General features: G+C 63.9%; 17 protein-coding genes. 7 read left to right on the forward strand and 10 right to left on the reverse strand.

The genetic code is table 11. The features are described from left to right. Positions 1-237: 237 nt before the first annotated feature. Positions 238-1,341 (reverse strand): Rieske 2Fe-2S domain-containing protein, encoded by a 1,104-nt coding sequence (locus tag AB0H22_RS01925; RefSeq protein WP_255485590.1) that lies wholly within the window; start codon positions 1,339-1,341, stop codon positions 238-240. A gap of 137 nt (positions 1,342-1,478) precedes the next feature. After that, positions 1,479-3,146 (reverse strand): AMP-binding protein, encoded by a 1,668-nt coding sequence (locus tag AB0H22_RS01930; protein ID WP_358144409.1) that lies wholly within the window; start codon positions 3,144-3,146, stop codon positions 1,479-1,481. Between the two features lie 284 nt (positions 3,147-3,430). Between AB0H22_RS01930 and AB0H22_RS01935 the strand changes: the two genes are divergently transcribed. The 3 genes from AB0H22_RS01935 to AB0H22_RS01945 are packed head-to-tail and all read left to right on the forward strand — an operon-like array spanning position 3,431 to position 7,079. Further along, positions 3,431-5,053, forward strand: a complete 1,623-nt coding sequence (locus tag AB0H22_RS01935; RefSeq protein ID WP_180748507.1) for an acyl-CoA carboxylase subunit beta — start codon at positions 3,431-3,433, stop codon at positions 5,051-5,053. A gap of 23 nt (positions 5,054-5,076) precedes the next feature. Next, on the forward strand, positions 5,077-5,349 hold the full coding sequence (locus AB0H22_RS01940; RefSeq protein WP_180748508.1) for an acyl-CoA carboxylase epsilon subunit: 273 nt from the start codon (positions 5,077-5,079) through the stop codon (positions 5,347-5,349). 32 nt (positions 5,350-5,381) lie between these two features. Then, complete coding sequence (locus tag AB0H22_RS01945) at positions 5,382-7,079, forward strand: nucleoside triphosphate pyrophosphatase (RefSeq protein WP_358144411.1); 1,698 nt, start codon at positions 5,382-5,384, stop codon at positions 7,077-7,079. Here AB0H22_RS01945 and AB0H22_RS01950 read toward each other — a convergent pair. Further along, entirely contained in the window at positions 7,076-7,732 is a 657-nt protein-coding gene (locus tag AB0H22_RS01950; RefSeq protein WP_180748510.1) for a TetR/AcrR family transcriptional regulator, read from the reverse strand. The genes AB0H22_RS01945 and AB0H22_RS01950 overlap by 4 nt on opposite strands. A gap of 72 nt (positions 7,733-7,804) precedes the next feature. On the opposite strand from AB0H22_RS01950, the gene AB0H22_RS01955 reads away from it, so the two are divergent. Together AB0H22_RS01955 and AB0H22_RS01960 are read left to right on the forward strand one after the other, a co-directional pair. Beyond that, complete coding sequence (locus AB0H22_RS01955) at positions 7,805-8,518, forward strand: dienelactone hydrolase family protein (protein WP_358144415.1); 714 nt, start codon at positions 7,805-7,807, stop codon at positions 8,516-8,518. Continuing rightward, positions 8,515-9,267: a methyltransferase domain-containing protein gene (locus tag AB0H22_RS01960; RefSeq protein WP_180748512.1), complete on the forward strand. Its 753-nt coding sequence runs from the start codon at positions 8,515-8,517 to the stop codon at positions 9,265-9,267. Before AB0H22_RS01955 ends, AB0H22_RS01960 begins: the two co-directional genes overlap by 4 nt. On the opposite strand, the gene AB0H22_RS01965 is transcribed toward AB0H22_RS01960, so the two are convergent. From AB0H22_RS01965 to AB0H22_RS01985, 5 genes are read right to left on the reverse strand one after another with little or no spacing between them, the layout of a single operon-like run. Continuing rightward, complete coding sequence (locus AB0H22_RS01965; protein ID WP_358144417.1) at positions 9,264-10,646, reverse strand: gluconate:H+ symporter; 1,383 nt, start codon at positions 10,644-10,646, stop codon at positions 9,264-9,266. The genes AB0H22_RS01960 and AB0H22_RS01965 overlap by 4 nt on opposite strands. After that, on the reverse strand, positions 10,643-11,122 hold the full coding sequence (locus AB0H22_RS01970; RefSeq protein ID WP_180749691.1) for a gluconokinase: 480 nt from the start codon (positions 11,120-11,122) through the stop codon (positions 10,643-10,645). Before AB0H22_RS01970 ends, AB0H22_RS01965 begins: the two co-directional genes overlap by 4 nt. Positions 11,123-11,148: 26 nt before the next feature. Then, a complete protein-coding gene (locus tag AB0H22_RS01975; RefSeq protein WP_180748514.1) occupies positions 11,149-12,414 on the reverse strand; it encodes an acyl-CoA dehydrogenase family protein in 1,266 nt (421 codons plus the stop codon). Positions 12,415-12,430: 16 nt separating this feature from the next. Further along, positions 12,431-13,420, reverse strand: coding sequence for a phosphotransferase family protein (locus AB0H22_RS01980; RefSeq protein ID WP_358144419.1), 990 nt, complete (start codon positions 13,418-13,420; stop codon positions 12,431-12,433). Then, complete coding sequence (locus AB0H22_RS01985) at positions 13,417-13,671, reverse strand: hypothetical protein (protein ID WP_358144421.1); 255 nt, start codon at positions 13,669-13,671, stop codon at positions 13,417-13,419. The genes AB0H22_RS01980 and AB0H22_RS01985 overlap by 4 nt, the downstream gene beginning before the upstream one ends. A 71-nt stretch (positions 13,672-13,742) precedes the next feature. Between AB0H22_RS01985 and AB0H22_RS01990 the strand changes: the two genes are divergently transcribed. Further along, positions 13,743-14,741 carry an LLM class flavin-dependent oxidoreductase gene (locus AB0H22_RS01990; RefSeq protein ID WP_358144423.1) on the forward strand — a complete coding sequence of 333 codons (999 nt, stop codon included), beginning with the start codon at positions 13,743-13,745 and terminating at the stop codon, positions 14,739-14,741. A gap of 213 nt (positions 14,742-14,954) precedes the next feature. Here the strand turns inward: AB0H22_RS01990 and AB0H22_RS01995 are convergent, their stop codons facing one another. Continuing rightward, entirely contained in the window at positions 14,955-15,614 is a 660-nt protein-coding gene (locus AB0H22_RS01995) for a TetR/AcrR family transcriptional regulator (RefSeq protein ID WP_358144425.1), read from the reverse strand. Between the two features lie 53 nt (positions 15,615-15,667). Here AB0H22_RS01995 and AB0H22_RS02000 point away from each other — a divergent pair, with 53 nt between their 5' ends. Further along, the gene (locus tag AB0H22_RS02000) at positions 15,668-16,714 is read left to right on the forward strand and encodes an oxygenase MpaB family protein (protein WP_358144427.1); all 1,047 of its coding nucleotides are present in this window, start codon (positions 15,668-15,670) and stop codon (positions 16,712-16,714) included. A 148-nt stretch (positions 16,715-16,862) separates the two neighbouring features. On the opposite strand, the gene AB0H22_RS02005 is transcribed toward AB0H22_RS02000, so the two are convergent. Further along, entirely contained in the window at positions 16,863-18,380 is a 1,518-nt protein-coding gene (locus AB0H22_RS02005) for a hypothetical protein (RefSeq protein WP_358144430.1), read from the reverse strand. Between the last annotated feature and the right edge of the window lie 82 nt (positions 18,381-18,462).

The raw sequence follows: 18,462 nt of genomic DNA on the forward strand, positions 1-18,462 counted from the left end.
ATCGCGTCGTGTTTGTAGCTGAAAGCATCCGGCCCATCATTACCGAGCGGCGCCACCTGGCCGATCCGTACAGCGGATCCCATCGCCTGGCTACATCATGGGGACGACTTCCGAATAACTGTCTACTTGCCCGAGGGTCAGCGCGAAATTGTTGTGCAACGCAAGGATTCGTACCGCCCGAAAATGACGTGGCGATGACACTTGGCGGCACTTAATCCGGAGCGCCTCGGCCTCGCCCTACTGCACGACTGAGTGCGCGGCAGCCCGCTCGGCGAGATTTTCTTCGACCTCGTGCACCCACACCCCATGGGCGTGCGTGGTGTCCACCTCTATCTCGAACCGCTCCGTCATATCCGGGGTGACATCGGCCAGGTCCACATAGAACTGCTCATACCAGCGGCGGTGCTGGTAAACGGCGCCGTCCTCCTGGGTGAGCAACGGATTGTCGATTCGCGTCTTATTCTTCCAGATCTCGACGTCTTCCAGGAACCCGTCACCGAACGACATGGCCAGCGCCGCGGCCAGCTTCTTGGCGTTCTCCGGTGGCAGGTCGGGCATCTCCTGAATGGCAACGCCCCACTGCAGGACAAAGGAATCGTGCGTCACCGGGTAGTGGCAGTTGATGAGCGCCACTTCGACGGTGAATCCGGGGCCGAGATCGTTGTGGATCCAGTCGATCATGTACGCCGGCCCGAAGTAGGTGGCCTCGGACCGCACACCCGTTCCTTCCCAAAGCTTTTCGGGATCGGGGACGTAATCGGGCCGCGGCTTGGACTCCATGAACTGACTGGCCGTCTGCCCCTCGATGACGTTCTTGAAGTACGTCGGGTAGGCGTGGTGGATGTAGAAGAAGTGCGCCATGTCGACATTGTTGTCGACGATCTCGCGGCAGTGCGATCCTTCGATGAGAATCGAATTCCATTGCCATGACGACCATTTGCCCTCTCCGTAGCCGTCAATCGTCGGCGGCGCCAGCTCGGGCGGCGGCACCGTACCCTCCGGGTCGTGCCACACCAGCAGCTGTCCGTTCACCTCAAGGGTGGGCCAGCTGCGAGTGCGGGCCAATTTGGGGGTGCGCTTGGCATACGGCACCAGCTTGCACTTGCCGTCGCCACCCCAACGCCAGTCGTGGAACGGACAGGCCACGTTGCCGTCCTTGATGGTGCCCTGCGAGAGGTCACCGCCCATGTGCCGGCAATAGGCATCCAGAACGTGTAACGCCCGCGCGGCGTCGCTGTAGACCACGAGTTTGGTACCGAACGCTTCGATACCGTGCGGCTCCCCGTCACGAAACGACTCCGCCAATCCGAGACAGTGCCATCCCCTAGCAAACCGGTTCATCGCTGTGCCACTGTCGATTTCGCGGATCGCGTCGTCAGTCTGTATTGAATGATCTTCGCGCAAGCTGGGGGTACCTCCCACTTGTGGGGGCCTCATCGCGGGGGCCTCCCCTTCGGACCTGTCTCCAATACTGCGCGCTACAGCAGCCGGTGTCGCCCATATGCCCTGAATTGAGCATCGAGTGCATTTTTGTCCTGCGGCCGCATCCGTTCGAACACCGGATCGCCGCGTCCCTCCCACCGCAGCACCGCGTCCTCGCAGTGCCAACGCTGCTCCTTCAACTCGCGTTTGAGCACCTTGTTGGATCCCGTGACCGGCAGGCTCGCCGATACCCGCAAGAACCGCGGGATTCCCTTGCTCCCCAAGTCTTCCTGCGTCTTGAGAAACTCACTGAATCCCTCGGCGTCGAACTCGGCCGGATCGGCGACCTCGATGGCAGCCATCACACGATCGCCAGAACGAGGGTCTGGTACCGCGTAGACACCCGCCGCGATCACGGCGGGGTGGCGCCGCAGCACCCGTTCGATGGTCAGCGCCGAGGTGTTCTCGCCGTCGACCCGGATCCAGTCGCCGCGCCGGCCGGCGAAATAGATGAACCCGGCCGCATCGAGGTAGCCCAGGTCGCCGGTCCAGTACCACCCGTTGCGAATGCGGTCGGCGTCGGCATCGTCATTCTTGTAGTAGCCCTCAAAACCGCGCCGTCCCTGTTTGTCGACGATCTCGCCGACCGCCTCGTCGACATTGAGTACACGTCCATGCTCATCGAATACCGCCGCGGCACAGTCTTGTAACGTCTCCGGATCCACGATGGCCACGCCCTCGTGCGCCGGACGTCCCAGTGCGCCGGACGGCGTCTCGGGGTCGAGCGTGACCGCTCCCCCGCCCTCGCTGGATCCGTAGCCCTCGAACAGTTCCGCGCCGAACCGTCGTCGAAACTCAGACTGATCCTCCGGCGAAGCCTCGGTGCCGAATCCTCGCACCAGCTGGTTGTCGGCGTCATCGGGCTGCTCCGGGGTCGCCAACAGGTACCCGAGCGCCTTGCCGACGTAGGTGAAGAACGTCGCGCCGAAATACCTGACATCGGGCAGAAAACGCGATGCCGAGAAGGTGGGCGTCAGGCATACCGTGGCACCGTTGGCCAGTGCGGGAGCCCACAACGCCATCAGTGCGTTCCCGTGGAACAGCGGCATACAGCAGTAGTCGATATCGCGGCGGATATGCCCGAATTTCTCGGTGGCCAAGTGCGCGATCTGCGCCAGCCGTCCCTGGCTGCATTTCACCGCCTTGGAGGCGCCGGTCGTGCCGGAGGTGAACAGCAGCAGGAACAACGAATCGGCACCCACCCCAACGGAAACCGTCGCCGCGGTGCGGTTCTCGTCGAGCCGGGCGAGGTACTGGGGGCTGTCGATCACCAGAAACCGATCTTCGGCAAGGCCGAGATCGAGATGCTGGAGCCGGTCGAGGTGTTCGGTGTCGGTGACGATCAGCTGACAGTCGGTGTGACGAATCTCGGCCACCATCTCCGCTGCGCCGCGCGTGGGGTTGATACCGACGATGGTGGCCCCGGTCAGCGCGGCACCGCCCAGCCAGAAGACGAAGTCAGGAAGGTTCTCCAACAGCACGCCGATATGAAAGGGGCCCTCGACCCTCAGCTTCTGCGCGAGCGCGGCCCGTGCGGCGGATTCGCCGACGACCTCGTCCCAGGTCCAGTCGCGGTCCCGGGTGCGCAACCCTGGGTTGTTATCGCCGATCCGGTCGAGGAGCATCGTGGCGATATCGGCGCGCGGTGTGGAAGCGTCGGGCATATCGCCGATGATGCACCCATCAGGTGCCGGTACTCCTCGGGCACGAGCTTGGTGATGCTCTGCGCCACGGCGCCCGGATAGATCTGCTTGAGAAACCCGCGGTGACGACATCATGCTGGTCGAAATGGGACACGATCGTGAAGACAGAGTCAGCGCCCAGTCCGGGCTGTTTGTCCATCTCGTTCTATGTACTTCGATCCAGAACTTCTATTCGACAAAATTTCTGAGAACTCTCTAAGGCCCGTGCGCGTTCTGCCGGGTGGCGCGCGATAGCATCGGTGACCATGACCGAAGCCACGGCCACCACCGAGCCGGATATCCACACCACCGCGGGCAAGCTTGCCGATCTGCGTCGGCGTACCGAGGAAACACTGCATCCGGTTGGTGAGGTCGCCGTCGAGAAGATCCACGCCAAGGGCAAGCTGACCGCCCGCGAGCGCATCTCCGCGCTGCTCGACGAGGGCTCGTTTGTGGAGCTGGACGCGCTGGCCAAGCACCGCAGCACCAAATTCGGCCTGGAGTCCAAGCGGCCGCTCGGCGACGGTGTGGTCACCGGCTTCGGCACCATCGACGGCCGCGATGTCTGCATCTTCAGCCAGGACGTCTCGGTATTCGGCGGCAGCCTCGGTGAGGTGTACGGAGAGAAGATAGTCAAGGTGCAGCAGCTGGCCCTCAAGACCGGCCGCCCGCTGATCGGCATCAACGAGGGCGCTGGTGCCCGCATCCAGGAGGGTGTCGTCTCCCTCGGCCTGTACAGCCAGATCTTTCACAACAACATCATCGCCTCGGGCGTGATCCCGCAGATCTCGCTGATCATGGGGCCGGCCGCCGGTGGGCATGTGTACTCCCCCGCGCTAACCGACTTCATCGTCATGGTCGACCAGACCAGCCAGATGTTCATCACCGGGCCTGACGTCATCAAGACCGTCACCGGCGAAGACGTCACCATGGAGGAGCTTGGCGGCGCCCACACCCACGAGGCCAAGTCCGGTACCACGCACTACGTCGCCTCTGGCGAGCAGGATGCCTTCGACTACGTCCGCGACCTGCTGAGCTACCTGCCCTCGAACAACGCCTCCGAGCCGCCGCGCCATCCCGGCCCCGAACCGACCGACGGCGCCATTGAGGACCACCTCACCGAAGAAGACCTCGAGCTGGACACGCTGATCCCAGACTCCCCAAACCAGCCGTACGACATGCACGAGGTCATCACCCGCATCCTCGACGATGACGAGTTCCTCGAAGTGCAGGCCGGCTACGCGCAGAACATCGTCATCGGATTCGGACGCGTCGACGGCCGCAGCGTCGGCATCGTCGCCAACCAGCCCACCCAGTTCGCCGGCTGCCTAGACATCAACGCCTCGGAGAAAGCCGCGCGGTTCATCCGGACCTGCGACTGCTTCGGCATCCCGATCATCACCCTGGTGGATGTGCCCGGGTTTCTGCCCGGTACCGAGCAGGAGTACAACGGCATCATCCGCCGCGGCGCCAAGCTGCTGTACGCCTACGGCGAAGCCACCGTCCCGAAGATCACCGTCATCACCCGTAAGGCCTATGGCGGGGCGTATTGCGTGATGGGATCGAAGGACATGGGCGCCGATGTCAACGTCGCCTGGCCCACCGCGCAGATCGCCGTCATGGGCGCCTCGGGTGCGGTCGGGTTCGTGTACCGCTCCCAGCTGGGCGAGGCCGCCAAGAGCGGTGAGGATGTCGACGCCCTGCGCCTGCAGCTGCAGGCGGAGTACGAGGACACCCTGGTGAACCCGTACGTCGCCGCCGAGCGCGGATACGTCGACGCGGTCATCCCGCCGTCACATACCCGCGGTTACATCGTGACGGCACTGCGCCTGCTCGACCGCAAGATCGTGCGGCTCCCACCGAAGAAGCACGGAAACATCCCGCTATGAGTCAAGAGAGCGCGGAGGACCACGTGACTGACGAAGCCACAGAGATCATTTCCGCCGAACAGGGGCCCGGCACCGAGGACAAGGTCAAGGCCGCCGACATCGAGGTGGTCAGGGGCAACCCGGCCGATGCGGAGATCGCGGCCCTGGTCGCGGCGCTCAGTGCGCTGGCCTCCAAGGCCGAAGCCGAGAGTCTCACGACGCACAACCGCTGGGGCCAACCCGTCGACAAGCTGCGGTATAGCGCACACAGCTGGCAGCTGGTCACCCTGCTCCAGCGCACAAAGCTGGCCCGCTAGACGCTGTCTCGCTAGAGAATCGGAGACCGGCTGTGCCTGTTCTAGTTCTGGCGTCCGCATCGCCCGCCCGCGAACGGATCTTGGAGCAGGCCGGTCTCAACCCGGTCGTCATCGTGTCGCACGTCGACGAACATCTCGTCATGGCGACGCAGCCCTCGGGTATCGCACCGGCCCGCGCCGTCGAGGTGCTGGCCTCCGCCAAGGCCTTTGATGTCGCTTCCGGCCTTGCCGGCGAAGTCGCCTCCGATGCGGTGGTGCTGGGCTGCGATTCCATGCTCCTGCTCGACGGCTCGTTACAGGGCAAGCCGGGCACCGTCGAGGAGGCGCGCCGCCGCTGGGGGCTGATGGCCGGGCGTTCGGCCGAGCTGCTGACCGGGCACTGCCTGATACGGGTCATCGACGGTAAACCGGTCGCGCGAGTCAGTGAAACACGTTCGACTACAGTGCATTTCGGTAGCCCCTCGGCAGAGGACCTCGACGCGTATCTGGCCACCGGCGAGCCGCTGCAGGTGGCCGGTGCATTCACTCTCGACGGCCTGGGCAGCTGGTTCGTCGAGGGGATCGACGGCGATCCGTCGAATGTCATCGGCGTCAGTGCGCCCCTGGTCGGCCGGATGCTGAACAACCTTGGCGTGCCCGTGTCGTCGTTGTGGGTGCGGCACGAAAAACATCTGCCACCCAAGCCGTTCCACCCCGATACGCCCACCGTCACGCCGCTGCCCCCGCGCATGGTTCCCGCATTCGATTCACTTGTCATGATCGGGCCAACCCAGCAGCAGGTCTTCAAGGACGCCCACGGCAACCCGATCCCGCATATGCCGTCCGTCAATGCCAGCTTCCAAACCGTATGCAGTGATGACTCGTTCGATCTCGGGGTGCACACCAACCGGGGAGCCTGCCTCTGGACGGGCGATTACCTGAACACGGGAGACGGAATCCAGCTGATTCCGGTCGACCCCGCGGAGCCTTCGGTCGCCTTGGGTGGACGTTCCAAACCCCTTGCGCTGCCGTCGGATGCGCAGGACGGCGCCCGGCTGCTACCCACCGGATCGGCGGAATTGGCGCACCGGTCATTGTTGTTCGCCTCGTGCATTCCGTCTCCTGGATGCAGCACCTTCGTGTCGGCGAATACCACTGTGTATGACGTGAGCGAGCCGGGTAAAGCCTCGTACCGGCCGATGGGTGTCATGGTCGGTGTCTCACAACCGAGTGGTGTTTCGATGCCCGGCCGACGGATGCTGGTGGCCGGGAACATCGGAACCGGGCCCTGGGCACCCCGATTTGCTTGGCTCACACCGCCGATCGATAATCCGGCGTTCCTGGACTCGTCGGCGTGGGAGAAGATCGGACAGATCGACGGTGGTGGCGACCGCGAGAATCAGTTGTTCGCTCTACCCGCAGGCGGATTCGGACTGCTTGATTCCAACGGCGCCGGCGACGCGCACATCGGACTCAAACTGTTCCGAACTCCGCAGGAACTGGTCAGCGCACCGATGACGGTGCTGATCCGCAACGATCCGTCGGACCCTCGGCCCGATGATCCGTTCATCTCCAGGGATGCGCACAAGCTGCTACAGCCCTACGGACCACAAGTGGTCAATGTGACCATGAATGCCGACGGCACTCAGACTCTGCATTTCCTTGTGAGCCAATGGGTTACCGACCCCACCCGCGCGTACCGCACCATCCTCTACTCGATCGTGCTCACCCCGGAGTATCTGAGTATTTAACCCTCGCCGAATATTTCGGGGCGCGCTGCCAGAGCGCGCCAGTCCTCCGGCGTGCCTAGCAGTGCGAGCGCACTGCGCAGCATCGCCGCGCGCACGGCCGGACGGCCGGTACGCGGCGTCGAGAGGTACCGATAGCAGCCCGCCTGCATGCTGGCCAGCAGCACACCCAAGGTCTCCACCCCGGGTGCGGGCCTGCCGCTGGCGACCAGAGCCTGCCGCAGCACCTCGATGAGACGTTCTTCGTATGCTGCCCGCAGCTGACGCGCGGGTGAGGCCGGGTCGTGTTGTTCGATATGGAAGACAAGCCATGAGTCGCGGCCGCGTTCGGCCGTCTCGAGATACGCGTCAAGACCCGCACTCGCCTTCTCGATCAAATCGCCGCCGGCATTCACAACCGGCCCCCACTGCGTCAGCAGCTGTTGCTGGCTGTCCATCACCAAGGCCGTGATCACCTGCGCCACACCGTCGAAGAAGGCATAGAAGGTCGGTTTTGACAGTTCTGCGCGCTCGGCAATACGGGCGACCGTAGTGCCCCGGTAGCCGTGTTCGGCATAGACACCGCCGGCCGCGGCCAGGATACGTGCGCGTGTCCTGGCCCGCTGTTCGTCGGTCTGGGGCGGACGGCCCCTGGACCTCCGGGGATTGACAGCCATCGCTGCGCAGCCTACCTTTCATTTAATTTTACATCTGAGTAAGATTATTACAGCACTGGAGGCCGGGAAGGCATGACCGAGGTACACATCCCTACGCCCAACGGCGAGATCAGCGCCATTCTGGAGACACCCGCCGGTGCGGGCCCCTGGCCGGCGGTAGTGGTGCTCCATGACATCAGCGGATCCACCCCCGACCTGCGGCGCATCACCAAGAACGTGGCCGCGAACGGCTACGTTGCACTGGCGCCCAACCTGTATTCACGCGGCCGGATCCGCTGCATCACAAGAGTCTTGACCAATCTCGCCACCCGGCGCGGCAAGGCAGTCGAAGAGGTGCTGGCCGCCCGCGACTACGTGCGGGCACTGCCGTACACCACATCCGCGGTGGCAGTCGCGGGCTTCTGCATGGGCGGCGGTTTCGCCTTGATCACCGCAACAAAGGGATTCGAGGCTGCCGCACCCTTCTACGGCGCAATGCCCGGGCCATACGGGGACCATTTCGAGGAGTCCTGCCCCATCGTCGCGAGTCTGGGCACGCGGGACCCATTCGTGATCCGGGGTGAGCCCCGGTTGCGGAAGGCACTGGACGCTCACGGCATCCCGCACGACATCAAGAAATACAACGCGGGACACAGCTTCGCCAACCAACTGCCGATGCAGCCATTGATGCGCATCGCTGGATTCGGATACTCCCCCGAGGCGGAGGCAGACGCATGGCAGCGGGTCTATGCCTTCTTCGACGAACATCTTCGCAACGACAAAGAACAGCTGCAGGAGGCCGAATGATGACCACCGCGACATTGGACCGAATCCGCGATCTTGTCCGGCCAGACGCGTTGAGCGGCGGCGCGCATTCGGCGGCCGGATACCTGGATCTCCTTCCGCCACCTTCCGATCAACCCCAGCGCGGCGCCCAAATCGCCATGAACAATCCCTTGGTGGCCTCGATCTACCAAGGCCCGTGGCGCTGGAGCCAGACCGTCCTCTACACCGGCATCACTCCGTCGGCCGAACGACGCCGTGCTGCCGAAGCCTTGCAGCTCGGCCCATCGCACCGACTGCTGGACGTCGCCTGTGGTCCCGGGAACTTCACCAAATACTTAGGGCAACAACAGGGGCCAGACGGTCTGGCGATCGGCCTGGACTTCTCCGAACCCATGCTGCAACGCGCGGTCCGGACCAATGTGGCTGACGGAGTCGGCTACCTACGTGCGGATGCCCGCACGCTGCCGTTCGATGACGGGAGCTTTGATGCGGTGTGTTGTTTTGCCGCACTATATTTGGTGCCCGAACCCTTCAAGGTTCTCGACGCGATGATCCGGGTGCTGGCTCCGGGCGGCCGTATCGCGGTGATGACCAGCTGCACGCGTGGCCCCGTGCTGCTGCGGTCGGTGTCCGCCAAACTGGCAGCGCTGGGCGGCTTACACGGCTTTGATCGCTCGGACATCACCTCGGCGTTGCAGAATGCGGGATTCCAGGACATCGATCAGGAAGTCCGCGGCCTATCACAATTCGTGAGCGCCACGAAGAGTTAGACGAACGCGCTCAGCAGCAGAACCATCAAAAAACCGACGACCGAGATCACCGTTTCCATCACGGACCACGACTTGAGCGTCTGGCCCACAGTCATACCGAAATACTCCTTTACCAACCAGAACCCAGCGTCATTGACGTGGGAGAAGAAGAGCGATCCAGCGCCTATCGCAAGCACCAGCAGCGACACATGCGCGGTGGACATATCGACCGCGAGTGGGGAGACGATACCGGCGGCGGTGATGGTGGCGACGGTGGCCGACCCGGTGGCCAGTCGAATGAGCACGGCGATAAGCCAGCCGAGCAATAGCGCGGGGATCTGCCATTTCTCCGACCAGGCGCTTACGGCGTCCCCGACACCCACGTCGATGAGGGTCTGCTTGAATCCGCCTCCGGCACCGACGATGAAGACGATTCCCGCGATAGGGCCGAGTGACTTCTCGACGATTCCCGAGACACCCACGCGGTCAAGCCCCGAAGCCTTGCCCAGCGTCACCATCGCCACGAGCGTCGCCGCCAACAGCGCTACCAGCGGCGTGCCGGCCGTATCGAAAATCCTCTGCACCAACGATTTCGGATTATCGATCACCACATCGGAGAGGGCCTTCGCCAACATCAGTGCTACCGGAAGCAAGATCGTCGCCAGTACCGCGGCAACACTTGGAGCGGGTCCCGTGCGCTTGGCCTCGGGCGCCGTCGCGGTGGGAATCTCCAGTGGCCCCACCCAGCGTTCCGCCACCCGCGCATAGAGGGGCCCCGCCACGATCAAGGTGGGCACCGCCGCCAGGAGACCAAACGCCAGGGTGACACCCAGATCCGCCTGCAGTGCGTCCACCGCCACCAACGGACCCGGATGCGGCGGAACCAGTCCGTGCAACACAGACAGGCCCGCCAGCGCAGGGATTCCCACCCGCAGCAGTGGCACGTTTCCCCGACGCGCCACCAAGAGCACGATGGGAATCAGCAGCACAACACCCACTTCGAAGAACAAGGGCAACCCCAGCACCGCGGCGATCAACGCCACCGCCCACGGCAGCATGCGCGGACCGGAACGCCGCAGCACGGCATCGGCCACGATGTTGGCCCCGCCGGAATCGGCCAGCAGACGGCCGAGCATCGCTCCCAGACCGATGAGCAGTCCAACGCCGGCGATGGTCGAACCGAACCCTGTAACAAAGGATCCCAGCAGTTTGTCGAATGGAACGCTCGCGGTAGCGGCGAGAGCCCCCGATCCCAGCAGTAGCGCCAGGAACGGATGGATCTTGAGGCGGGTGATCAGCAGGATGATCACCCCGATGCTCAGCACCACCGCGGTGAGTAGTCGAAGATCGCTCGTGGTGTGCGGAATCTTCGACGCCGAGTCGGCAAGAAGCACGTTCATGTGCCGAGCTGCCTCAATGCCTCTGCTACCAGTTCGTCCGGCCCGGTGCCCACGTCCAGTACGGCTCCTCGCTCATCGGGTTGTAGCGGTTCGAGAATGTCGAACTGTGAGTCCAACAATGACGTTGGCATGAAATGTCCGGTGCGATGCGACATCCGGTCACCGATCAGAGTCCGATCCCCGGACAGGTGCACAAAGAAGGCATCGGGACACCCCGTACGAAGAACGTCGCGGTAACGGCGTTTGAGCGCCGAGCAGGTGACTACTCCACCGGTCCCCTCACGTCCCCGGTCTGACATCCATTCGGCAATCCGCTGTAGCCACGGCCATCGGTCTGTGTCTTCCAGTGGGATACCCGCCGACATCTTGGCGATGTTGGCCTCCGGGTGGAAGTCGTCCGCCTCCGCATAGGGCGCATCCAGCCTTTGCGCCAAGAGCCGCGCCACTGTGGTCTTACCGACCCCTGCAACACCCATCACCACAACAACAGGCCTCGCGCGTGTCACTGGACTCCTTTGGGCGCCTTCTGCGTCATGAAGCCGAACATGTATCCGGCTACGCGACGCATTTGGATCTCCTCGGCGCCTTCGGTGATGCGGTAGCGCCGGTGGTGGCGGTAGATGTGTTCGAAGGGCATGTGTCGTGAGTATCCCAGTCCGCCGTGGATCTGCATGGCGCGATCGGCCGCGTCGCAACACAGCCGGTTGGCGATGTAGTTACACATCGACACCTGCTCGGAGACCGAGAACGGGCCATAGGTGTCCATCGACCATGCGGTTTTATGGATCAGTGCGCGCAGCATCTCGCATTGAGTCTGCAGCTCGACGAGCGGAAACTGGATGGCCTGGTTCGACGCCAGTGGTTTCCCAAAGGGCTTGCGTTCCTTGGCATATTCGATCGACCGGTCGATGCAGTGCTGAGCGGCCCCGAGACTGGAGGCGGCCTGCCGAATCCGGTTCTCGTTGAAGAAGTGCTGCACAACACCCAGCCCGTGTCCCTCTCCACCGAATATCGCCGAGTCGGGAACCCGCACATCGGTCAACGAGATGTGGGCGTGGTCGGTGGGCATGTTGAACGTCCACAGGTATTCCTCGACCTTGAAGCCCGGGGCATCCGCGGGCACCAGGAATGCGGTGATGCCATGCCCGTCACCCGGTTCGCCGGAGCTGCGGGCGAAAATCAGGTCGGCGTTGGCAATGTGCACACCGGTGTTCCATGTCTTTTCGCCATTGATAACCCAGCCATCGCCGTCACGGATCGCACTGGTTTCCATATGGGTGGCATCGGAGCCGTGTTCAGGCTCGGTGATGCCGAATGCGAAGAACTTTGTGCCACTGGCGAGTCCCTCGACCCAGTCGGCCTTCTGCTCCGGGGAGCCGTACTCCAGCATGAGCAGCAGCCCCACGTTGTTGCCGACGATGGCGTGCTCGTTCTGCAGGTCGCAGTGCAGTCCGAGGCCACGCCGTGCCAGGTGCTCACGAATGACCGCCATACCCAGGTTGGACCCGTCACGTCCGCCGAATTCCGCAGGGAATGGGTATCGAAGGTGGCCTGCGGCGTCGGCTCGCCGACGGGCCTCGGCGAGCAGCGCCTCCCACTCGCCGTTGGGCAGACCACCACGGTCCCAGTCGGTTCGGGCATCCTCTCGTCGGTGATCGAAGAACCGCATGTTGTCATCGGCCTGTTCGAGCGGCACGATCTCGTGCTCGATGAACTCATCGAGCACGCCGAGATAATCGACGAGCTCTGGCGGGAGTTCAAAATTCATGGAGTCCATTCCCTGTCTATGGTTTGGTCAGCATCAACAAGTCCCACTCGATCTCGGGAATTCGGCGGCCACTGGCGGCCATCACGATGTCCCGCACGCTTCCGTCGAGGTAGGACGCTGTCTGCGCGGCAAGACCCACTCCCCACCACAGCGTGCCGAGCACCTTCCACCACTGGAACCGTTCGGAATCGAAAGTCCCGCCTTCGCCTTCGTACGCTCGCACGAATACGTCACGGCCCGCGAACCCGCCGAACTCCCGGTCGTCCACACCGAACCGCCACATGCGCAGCGCCGACCAGGCCACGTCACGCATGGGGTCACCAAAGCGAGTAGTGCCCTCCCAGTCCAGCACGGCGCGCAGCCCATCCTCGCCGACGATGATGTTGCCGTTGCGAATATCGGTGTGCACCAAGCACCGTCGAGCGGGCGGTCCCGGCATGCGCTCGGTCAGCCAGGACAGCGTGCGCTGGAACACCGGCCGATCCGGGAGTAGCCCCACCACGCCCTCGCGCATCTGCTCCAACATGGCGACCGCGGGCTCGGCCTCTGGATCGCCGGGAAGGTCGGGCGGCGCCATCGCCGGATCGATCCCGTGCAGCCGCCCCATTGCCGCACCGAGCTGGCCCGCCACCAGATCGTCGATCCCCTGGGACTGCACCAGCCGAAGCACCTTGCGCGGCACCGTCTCCCCCGCGATGCGTTCGGAGATCATGAAAGGCGCACCCACATACGACGACTCTGAACAGACACCACGGATCCGTGGAACCGGAACACCGTTGCTGCGCGCCAGCTCACGCACCCCGGCCTCACTGCTCACCGGGACCTGCTGCACCACAGCGGGCACAATCGTCGCCACCAGCTCGAGAGTCTCATCCCCGGAAGTGGCGTCCAGCAGCACATTCCGCCGTCGGGCCCCTGCGGAGACACCGACCACACCCGACACCTGAAACGGCTTGCCGAACTCGTCGTGCAGGTAACGGGTCAGCCCGTCGGCCAGGTCGGTCATGCCCCCTCCCACGCGTCGTAGCCGGGTTTAACCACTGCGAGCTCACCTCGAACCACCTCGACCAGGTCCTCCCAGGTGGGATCTGCGGTAGACGGCGCCGGAACGGTGGTCAGCTCGCGCTGCAGAATCCTGGCGATATTGGCACCGACACGGGCTCGGTGTACCGAGGATGAGGGCAGCTCGGATTGGAGACCATCGAGCAACTCGGCGAGCGCACCCGCCAGTTCCGCTGCGGTCGGAATGTAGGGCACCACCCGTTTGTACCTTCTGTGGTGCGTCCCTCGCGGGAATAGCGGAGAAACACCAGGAGTTGCTGTGGATCATGGCGAGACAGGTATCGATTCTGGACCTGGCGCGTGTTGCGCCGGACGAGACCGTGGCCGAGAGCTTCGCCGCTAGCGTCGAGATCGCACGGCACGCCGAAGCGCTGGGGTTTCACCGCGTCTGGTACGCCGAGCACCACAACATGCGGTCCATTGCCTCATCAGCGACGAGCGTGCTGATCGGGCACGTGGCCACCCAGACGTCGACCATCCGACTCGGCGCCGGCGGCATCATGCTGCCCAACCACTCGCCGCTGCAGATCGCCGAGCAGTTCGGCACCCTCGAGACCCTGCACCCGGGACGCATCGACCTCGGCCTCGGCCGCGCTCCGGGGACAGACCAAGTGACTCTCCGCGCATTGCGGCACTCCCCCGCCGACGCCGAGCACTTCCCACAGGACGTCATCGAGCTGCAGGCATATCTGGGTGAACAGAGTCGGGTCCCGGGTGTGACCGCAACCCCGGGGCACGGGACGCATGTGCCGCTCTACATCCTCGGCTCCTCGCTGTTCGGCGCGAAGCTGGCGGCCGTATTGGGCCTGCCCTACGGATTCGCTTCGCATTTCGCGCCGCCCGCCCTGCAGGATGCGATCGCGCTATACCGGCGAGAGTTCCAGCCGTCTGAGCAGTTGCAGGAGTCGTATGTCATCGCGGGGGTGAACGTGATTGCCGCGGACGATGACGCCACCGCGCAGGAGCAGCATCGCGCGGCACTGATAGAACGCGCCAAGCTTTTCCTGCATCGAGGCGGTGGCCCACGCCTCACCGATGACGAGGCGCTCGCCGCTCTCGAGTCCCCTGCTGGACAACAGATTCAGGCGATGACTAAGTACTTCGCCGTCGGGACACCCGACCATGTGGGCGCATACCTGGACAACTTCGCGCAGCTGGCCGACGCCGACGAGCTCATCGTGGTCCCCAACGCGCCCGACCGGAAACTGCAGCTGAGATCGTTGGAGATCGTGGCCGAGGCGAGTGGGCTGACACCGCCCGATTGAATTCACTTCTGTCACAGCCGTTTCAGGGTGCGTTGCCGGTGGGTGTGGTCAGTATTCGATATGAGTTCGATTGGAGTGTTGGGGGGCGGCCCGCCGCCGGATCGCTGACGCCGAGCAGCTGGCACCGCGGTGTGGGTTGACCAGTGAGGTGTTGGCGCCGCAACTGCCGAATGTGGCCGAGGCGTTTCGCCGCGGTGGTCGACCAGACCGGTGTCAGGTGGCCCCAAAATCGTTCTCGGCCACGCCGTGGGTAATGAGCTCACCGATGGTGTGCGCGTGCAGGTGGCGCGCAGATCGGTCCAACTCGCCGCGCAGAACTCGACCCATCGCGGGGATCAAGACACCGACCATCGCATCGGCGACGACGCCGGTGTCAAGGTCGGTCCGCAGAAAGCCTTGCTGCACACCTTGATTCAGATAGTTCGCGGTGACCGCGGCAAGTCCGCCCGACAGTTGTTGTACCGATTCCGGCTTGGCCGCTGGGGCTTCTCTGAGCAGAACGCGGATCAGTACTGGCTCGTCGGCCGCCACATCCAACAACCGTGCTGCGACGTCGCTGATCTGACGGGTGAACTCGGCAAGGCTGACCGCAGAGGCAGGGGCGTCCTCCCGCATGGCGTTGAGCATGCGGCGAATCGTGTGTTGCACGATCTCGTCCATCAATTCCGGTTTGCCCGCGAAGTAGCGGTACACCGTGCCCTGGCCGATCCGCAGATGCCCGGCGATGTCGGCCATCCGGGTGTTTGCGTATCCGCGTTGATCGAACACCTCGCAGGCACCGAGCAGGATCTCTTTGCGCCTGCGCTTCGTCAACTCGTCGTCGCGGCTGCCCACCCCGTTGGTCGAGGCAACGCTACGGACTCGGGGGCTCACAGCCTCGATCGTATGCCACGGGGATACGCGGCAGCCTGTAGTACATTGGCTGAATGAATAGTCAGTCCCCTCATGGGTCAGTGTTCTCGGCGCGGACCGCCGAACAAGTTCCGCTCGATCTGACCGGGCCCGGCACGCCGCTTTACACGATCCTCAGTGACGTCACCGTCGCGTATGCCGGCTTCCCTGCATTCATCTACCTGACCCTGAGCCCCGAAGGAGGCAAAGGCGTAGACGACCACGACCGCATCGCCAAGATCTCCGCACGCGAACAGGTGCGCCTTGAAGACATACTCATCCGCCTGATCGACACGCTGGACCTGACAATCGGCATCGTTTTCGCCGGCGACGAACGACCCGTCGTCGCCCAATCCTTACGTGAATTGCACCGACACATCGAGGGCCACCTGTCTAGCGGCCAGCGCTACCACGCCTGGGAACGCGACCTGTGGGCATGGTCCTGGGCCGGCATCATCAAACCGATCATGGACGTCCGCGAACAACTACGCGGATTCGAGTCCGAACAGTTCAAGCAGGACGCCTACACCGGCTTCTTACAGATCGGCGCCCTCATCGGCGTCAAAGGTCTACCGGACACCTACGACGAATTCACCGTCTACTGGGATCAAACTTGGCTGCCATACATCGACACAGAACATGCACAGGCGCCCCACTTCCTGCTGAAGCAGTCCCTCGACCCGTCACCACCCCGGCTCGCACCGTGGTTGCCGCGCGCGGTGTATCTGGCGTTGTCCTGGCCCGTGCGGCACTTCCTGCGAACCAGTCTGCTCATGATCATCCCGCCGGAAATCGAACGGGCGCTCGGCATCTCCCGATCCAGGCTGGACGAACTTTCGATACGGGCGCAACGCAGGTTTTGGCGAATTGTCCCGCCCGTCCTGACCAGTCGTGGAGGTGAAGCGTTCTTCTGGGCCCGCCTCAAATTCGGCAACCCGACCTGGCGCCATGGCCGCCACTACTCCCCGGAGTCGCTCGCCGAGTACCGCAACGACGTCAAAGCCGCACGCCAGAATAACCGCGCCGACCCACCACGCCCCTCAACACGCGGACTACCGCCGCGCCCTCAGTCCACGAGCTAAGGGAACCCCATCGGACCCGAAAATCTGCCAAGAACCTGACACGAGACATCGACGCCAGCGAGGAAGTCGGCGTAGATGCCACACTCTCCCATGCCGCACAGTCGATTTGGCGGCAAGCCATCGACGGACGCGGCGAGACCGTCACCAGTTACCGGCTGATACGCGGCGATTGATCGGGCCGCGCCGTGAGATACGCCCTCGACAACGCGAGAGCGATCACCACCACGACAACCAATACGTACACCGGCAGCAGGTGCTCGACATGCGTGTACCCGATGGCGAAATGAATGCCCAGGACCGGCACCGTGCCGAATGCGCACCCGATCAGCAGTGACCACCACACCCAGCGTTCGCCGCGGCGCCAGCCCCACAGACTGATCAGGAGCACCGCCAGCCCGGCACCCATCAACGCACCACCGAAGCCCGCGCGGTCATGTGCGATGAATGGCGGGAGGTGCTGATTGGCGGCGCGCAACGCCTCGGAGCTGGTACCAAGGAAATCGAGATCGGTCGGTACGAACACCGACGTCAGCCCGACAGTCGAGATCACCGCTCCGGCAACGAATAACCCGCCGCCGACGCCGATCATGAGCAGCTGCCCCCAAAGCGCGCGTCGCCGCTGCGCCTCAGGCCCCTCCACGACAGGCGGCCAATGCGGTGTCGAGGGTGCACGCCACACTGCGAGCAGCAGCATGGGAAACAGAATGATCACCACAAGTGTGTGCAGCGGTTCGAGGAATCCCGTCACGAGGAAATAGAAGTATGTCAGGAAGGAGACGAGTCCGGATATCAACAAGGCATTGCGGGCCCAGCGATGCCCTTCCCTGATCCCGCCCCAGGCGAGCCCAAAATACAGAACTCCGATGCCAATCATGTTGCCCGCCATGGTCAGTCGGTCATGCTGCAGAAACCCGACCAGGTGATGGTTCACACCACGCAAGTCGTCCACCGAAAGACCTAGGTAATCGCGGTCGTACCACAACAGCACCGGCCCCAACGCGATGGCGGCGGCCCCGATACCCGCGACGATCAGGCCGACCCCGACCAGCCCGCCCCATACCCACGCGGGCCATCCACGCGGATCGAACCCAATATCGTGCAACCTCTTTGGCGGCGATGTCGATGTCGCGGCCTCGATCACCCGGTTGAACCAGCCCGGTCCGGCGGCGATCAACACCGCAGGTGTGGCCAGCACCGTCGTCGACGGATCGGCCAACGCGCGCACTGCGGTGTCGATCTCGGGTTCAGTGAGCCGCACAGTGCCGCTATCAACAGACACGGACACCGCGTCGACAAGCGGTGCCACGGCAGCGGCGGCTTCGGGTGTGGCGGCTACGGCAATCACCCGGCACCGGCGATCAGCGGTCGCCTGCCGAATCGTGTCGATATCCGCGACGCCCACCGGACCGATCTCGATGACGCCGGCTCCCTGTACCGGCAACACCGCAACGGCCTCGCGCGCGATCGATGGCGGGACTGTCGCCCCGAACCGGCCCTTCCATTCCGGTGGAACCGGCGGATGGTCGAACACCCACGGAATCCAGCGCCGGCCGCCGACGCGTGTCACCACCGCCGCCAGTACCTTCATCGCCCACACCCGCGTCCGGCGTCCACCGAAAACCGACGACGCGATAGGGCTTAACGGGTGATATGTCCAGTCCGGCATTGGCGAATTCTCGCACCGCGACCAGCAACGCACCGCAGATCTGAACTCGGTATCCAACTCGGTGAGCCCCGCACTCGCGAAC

It is taken from the genome of Mycobacterium sp. NPDC050853, from assembly GCF_040653875.1.
Lineage (GTDB): Bacteria > Actinomycetota > Actinomycetes > Mycobacteriales > Mycobacteriaceae > Mycobacterium.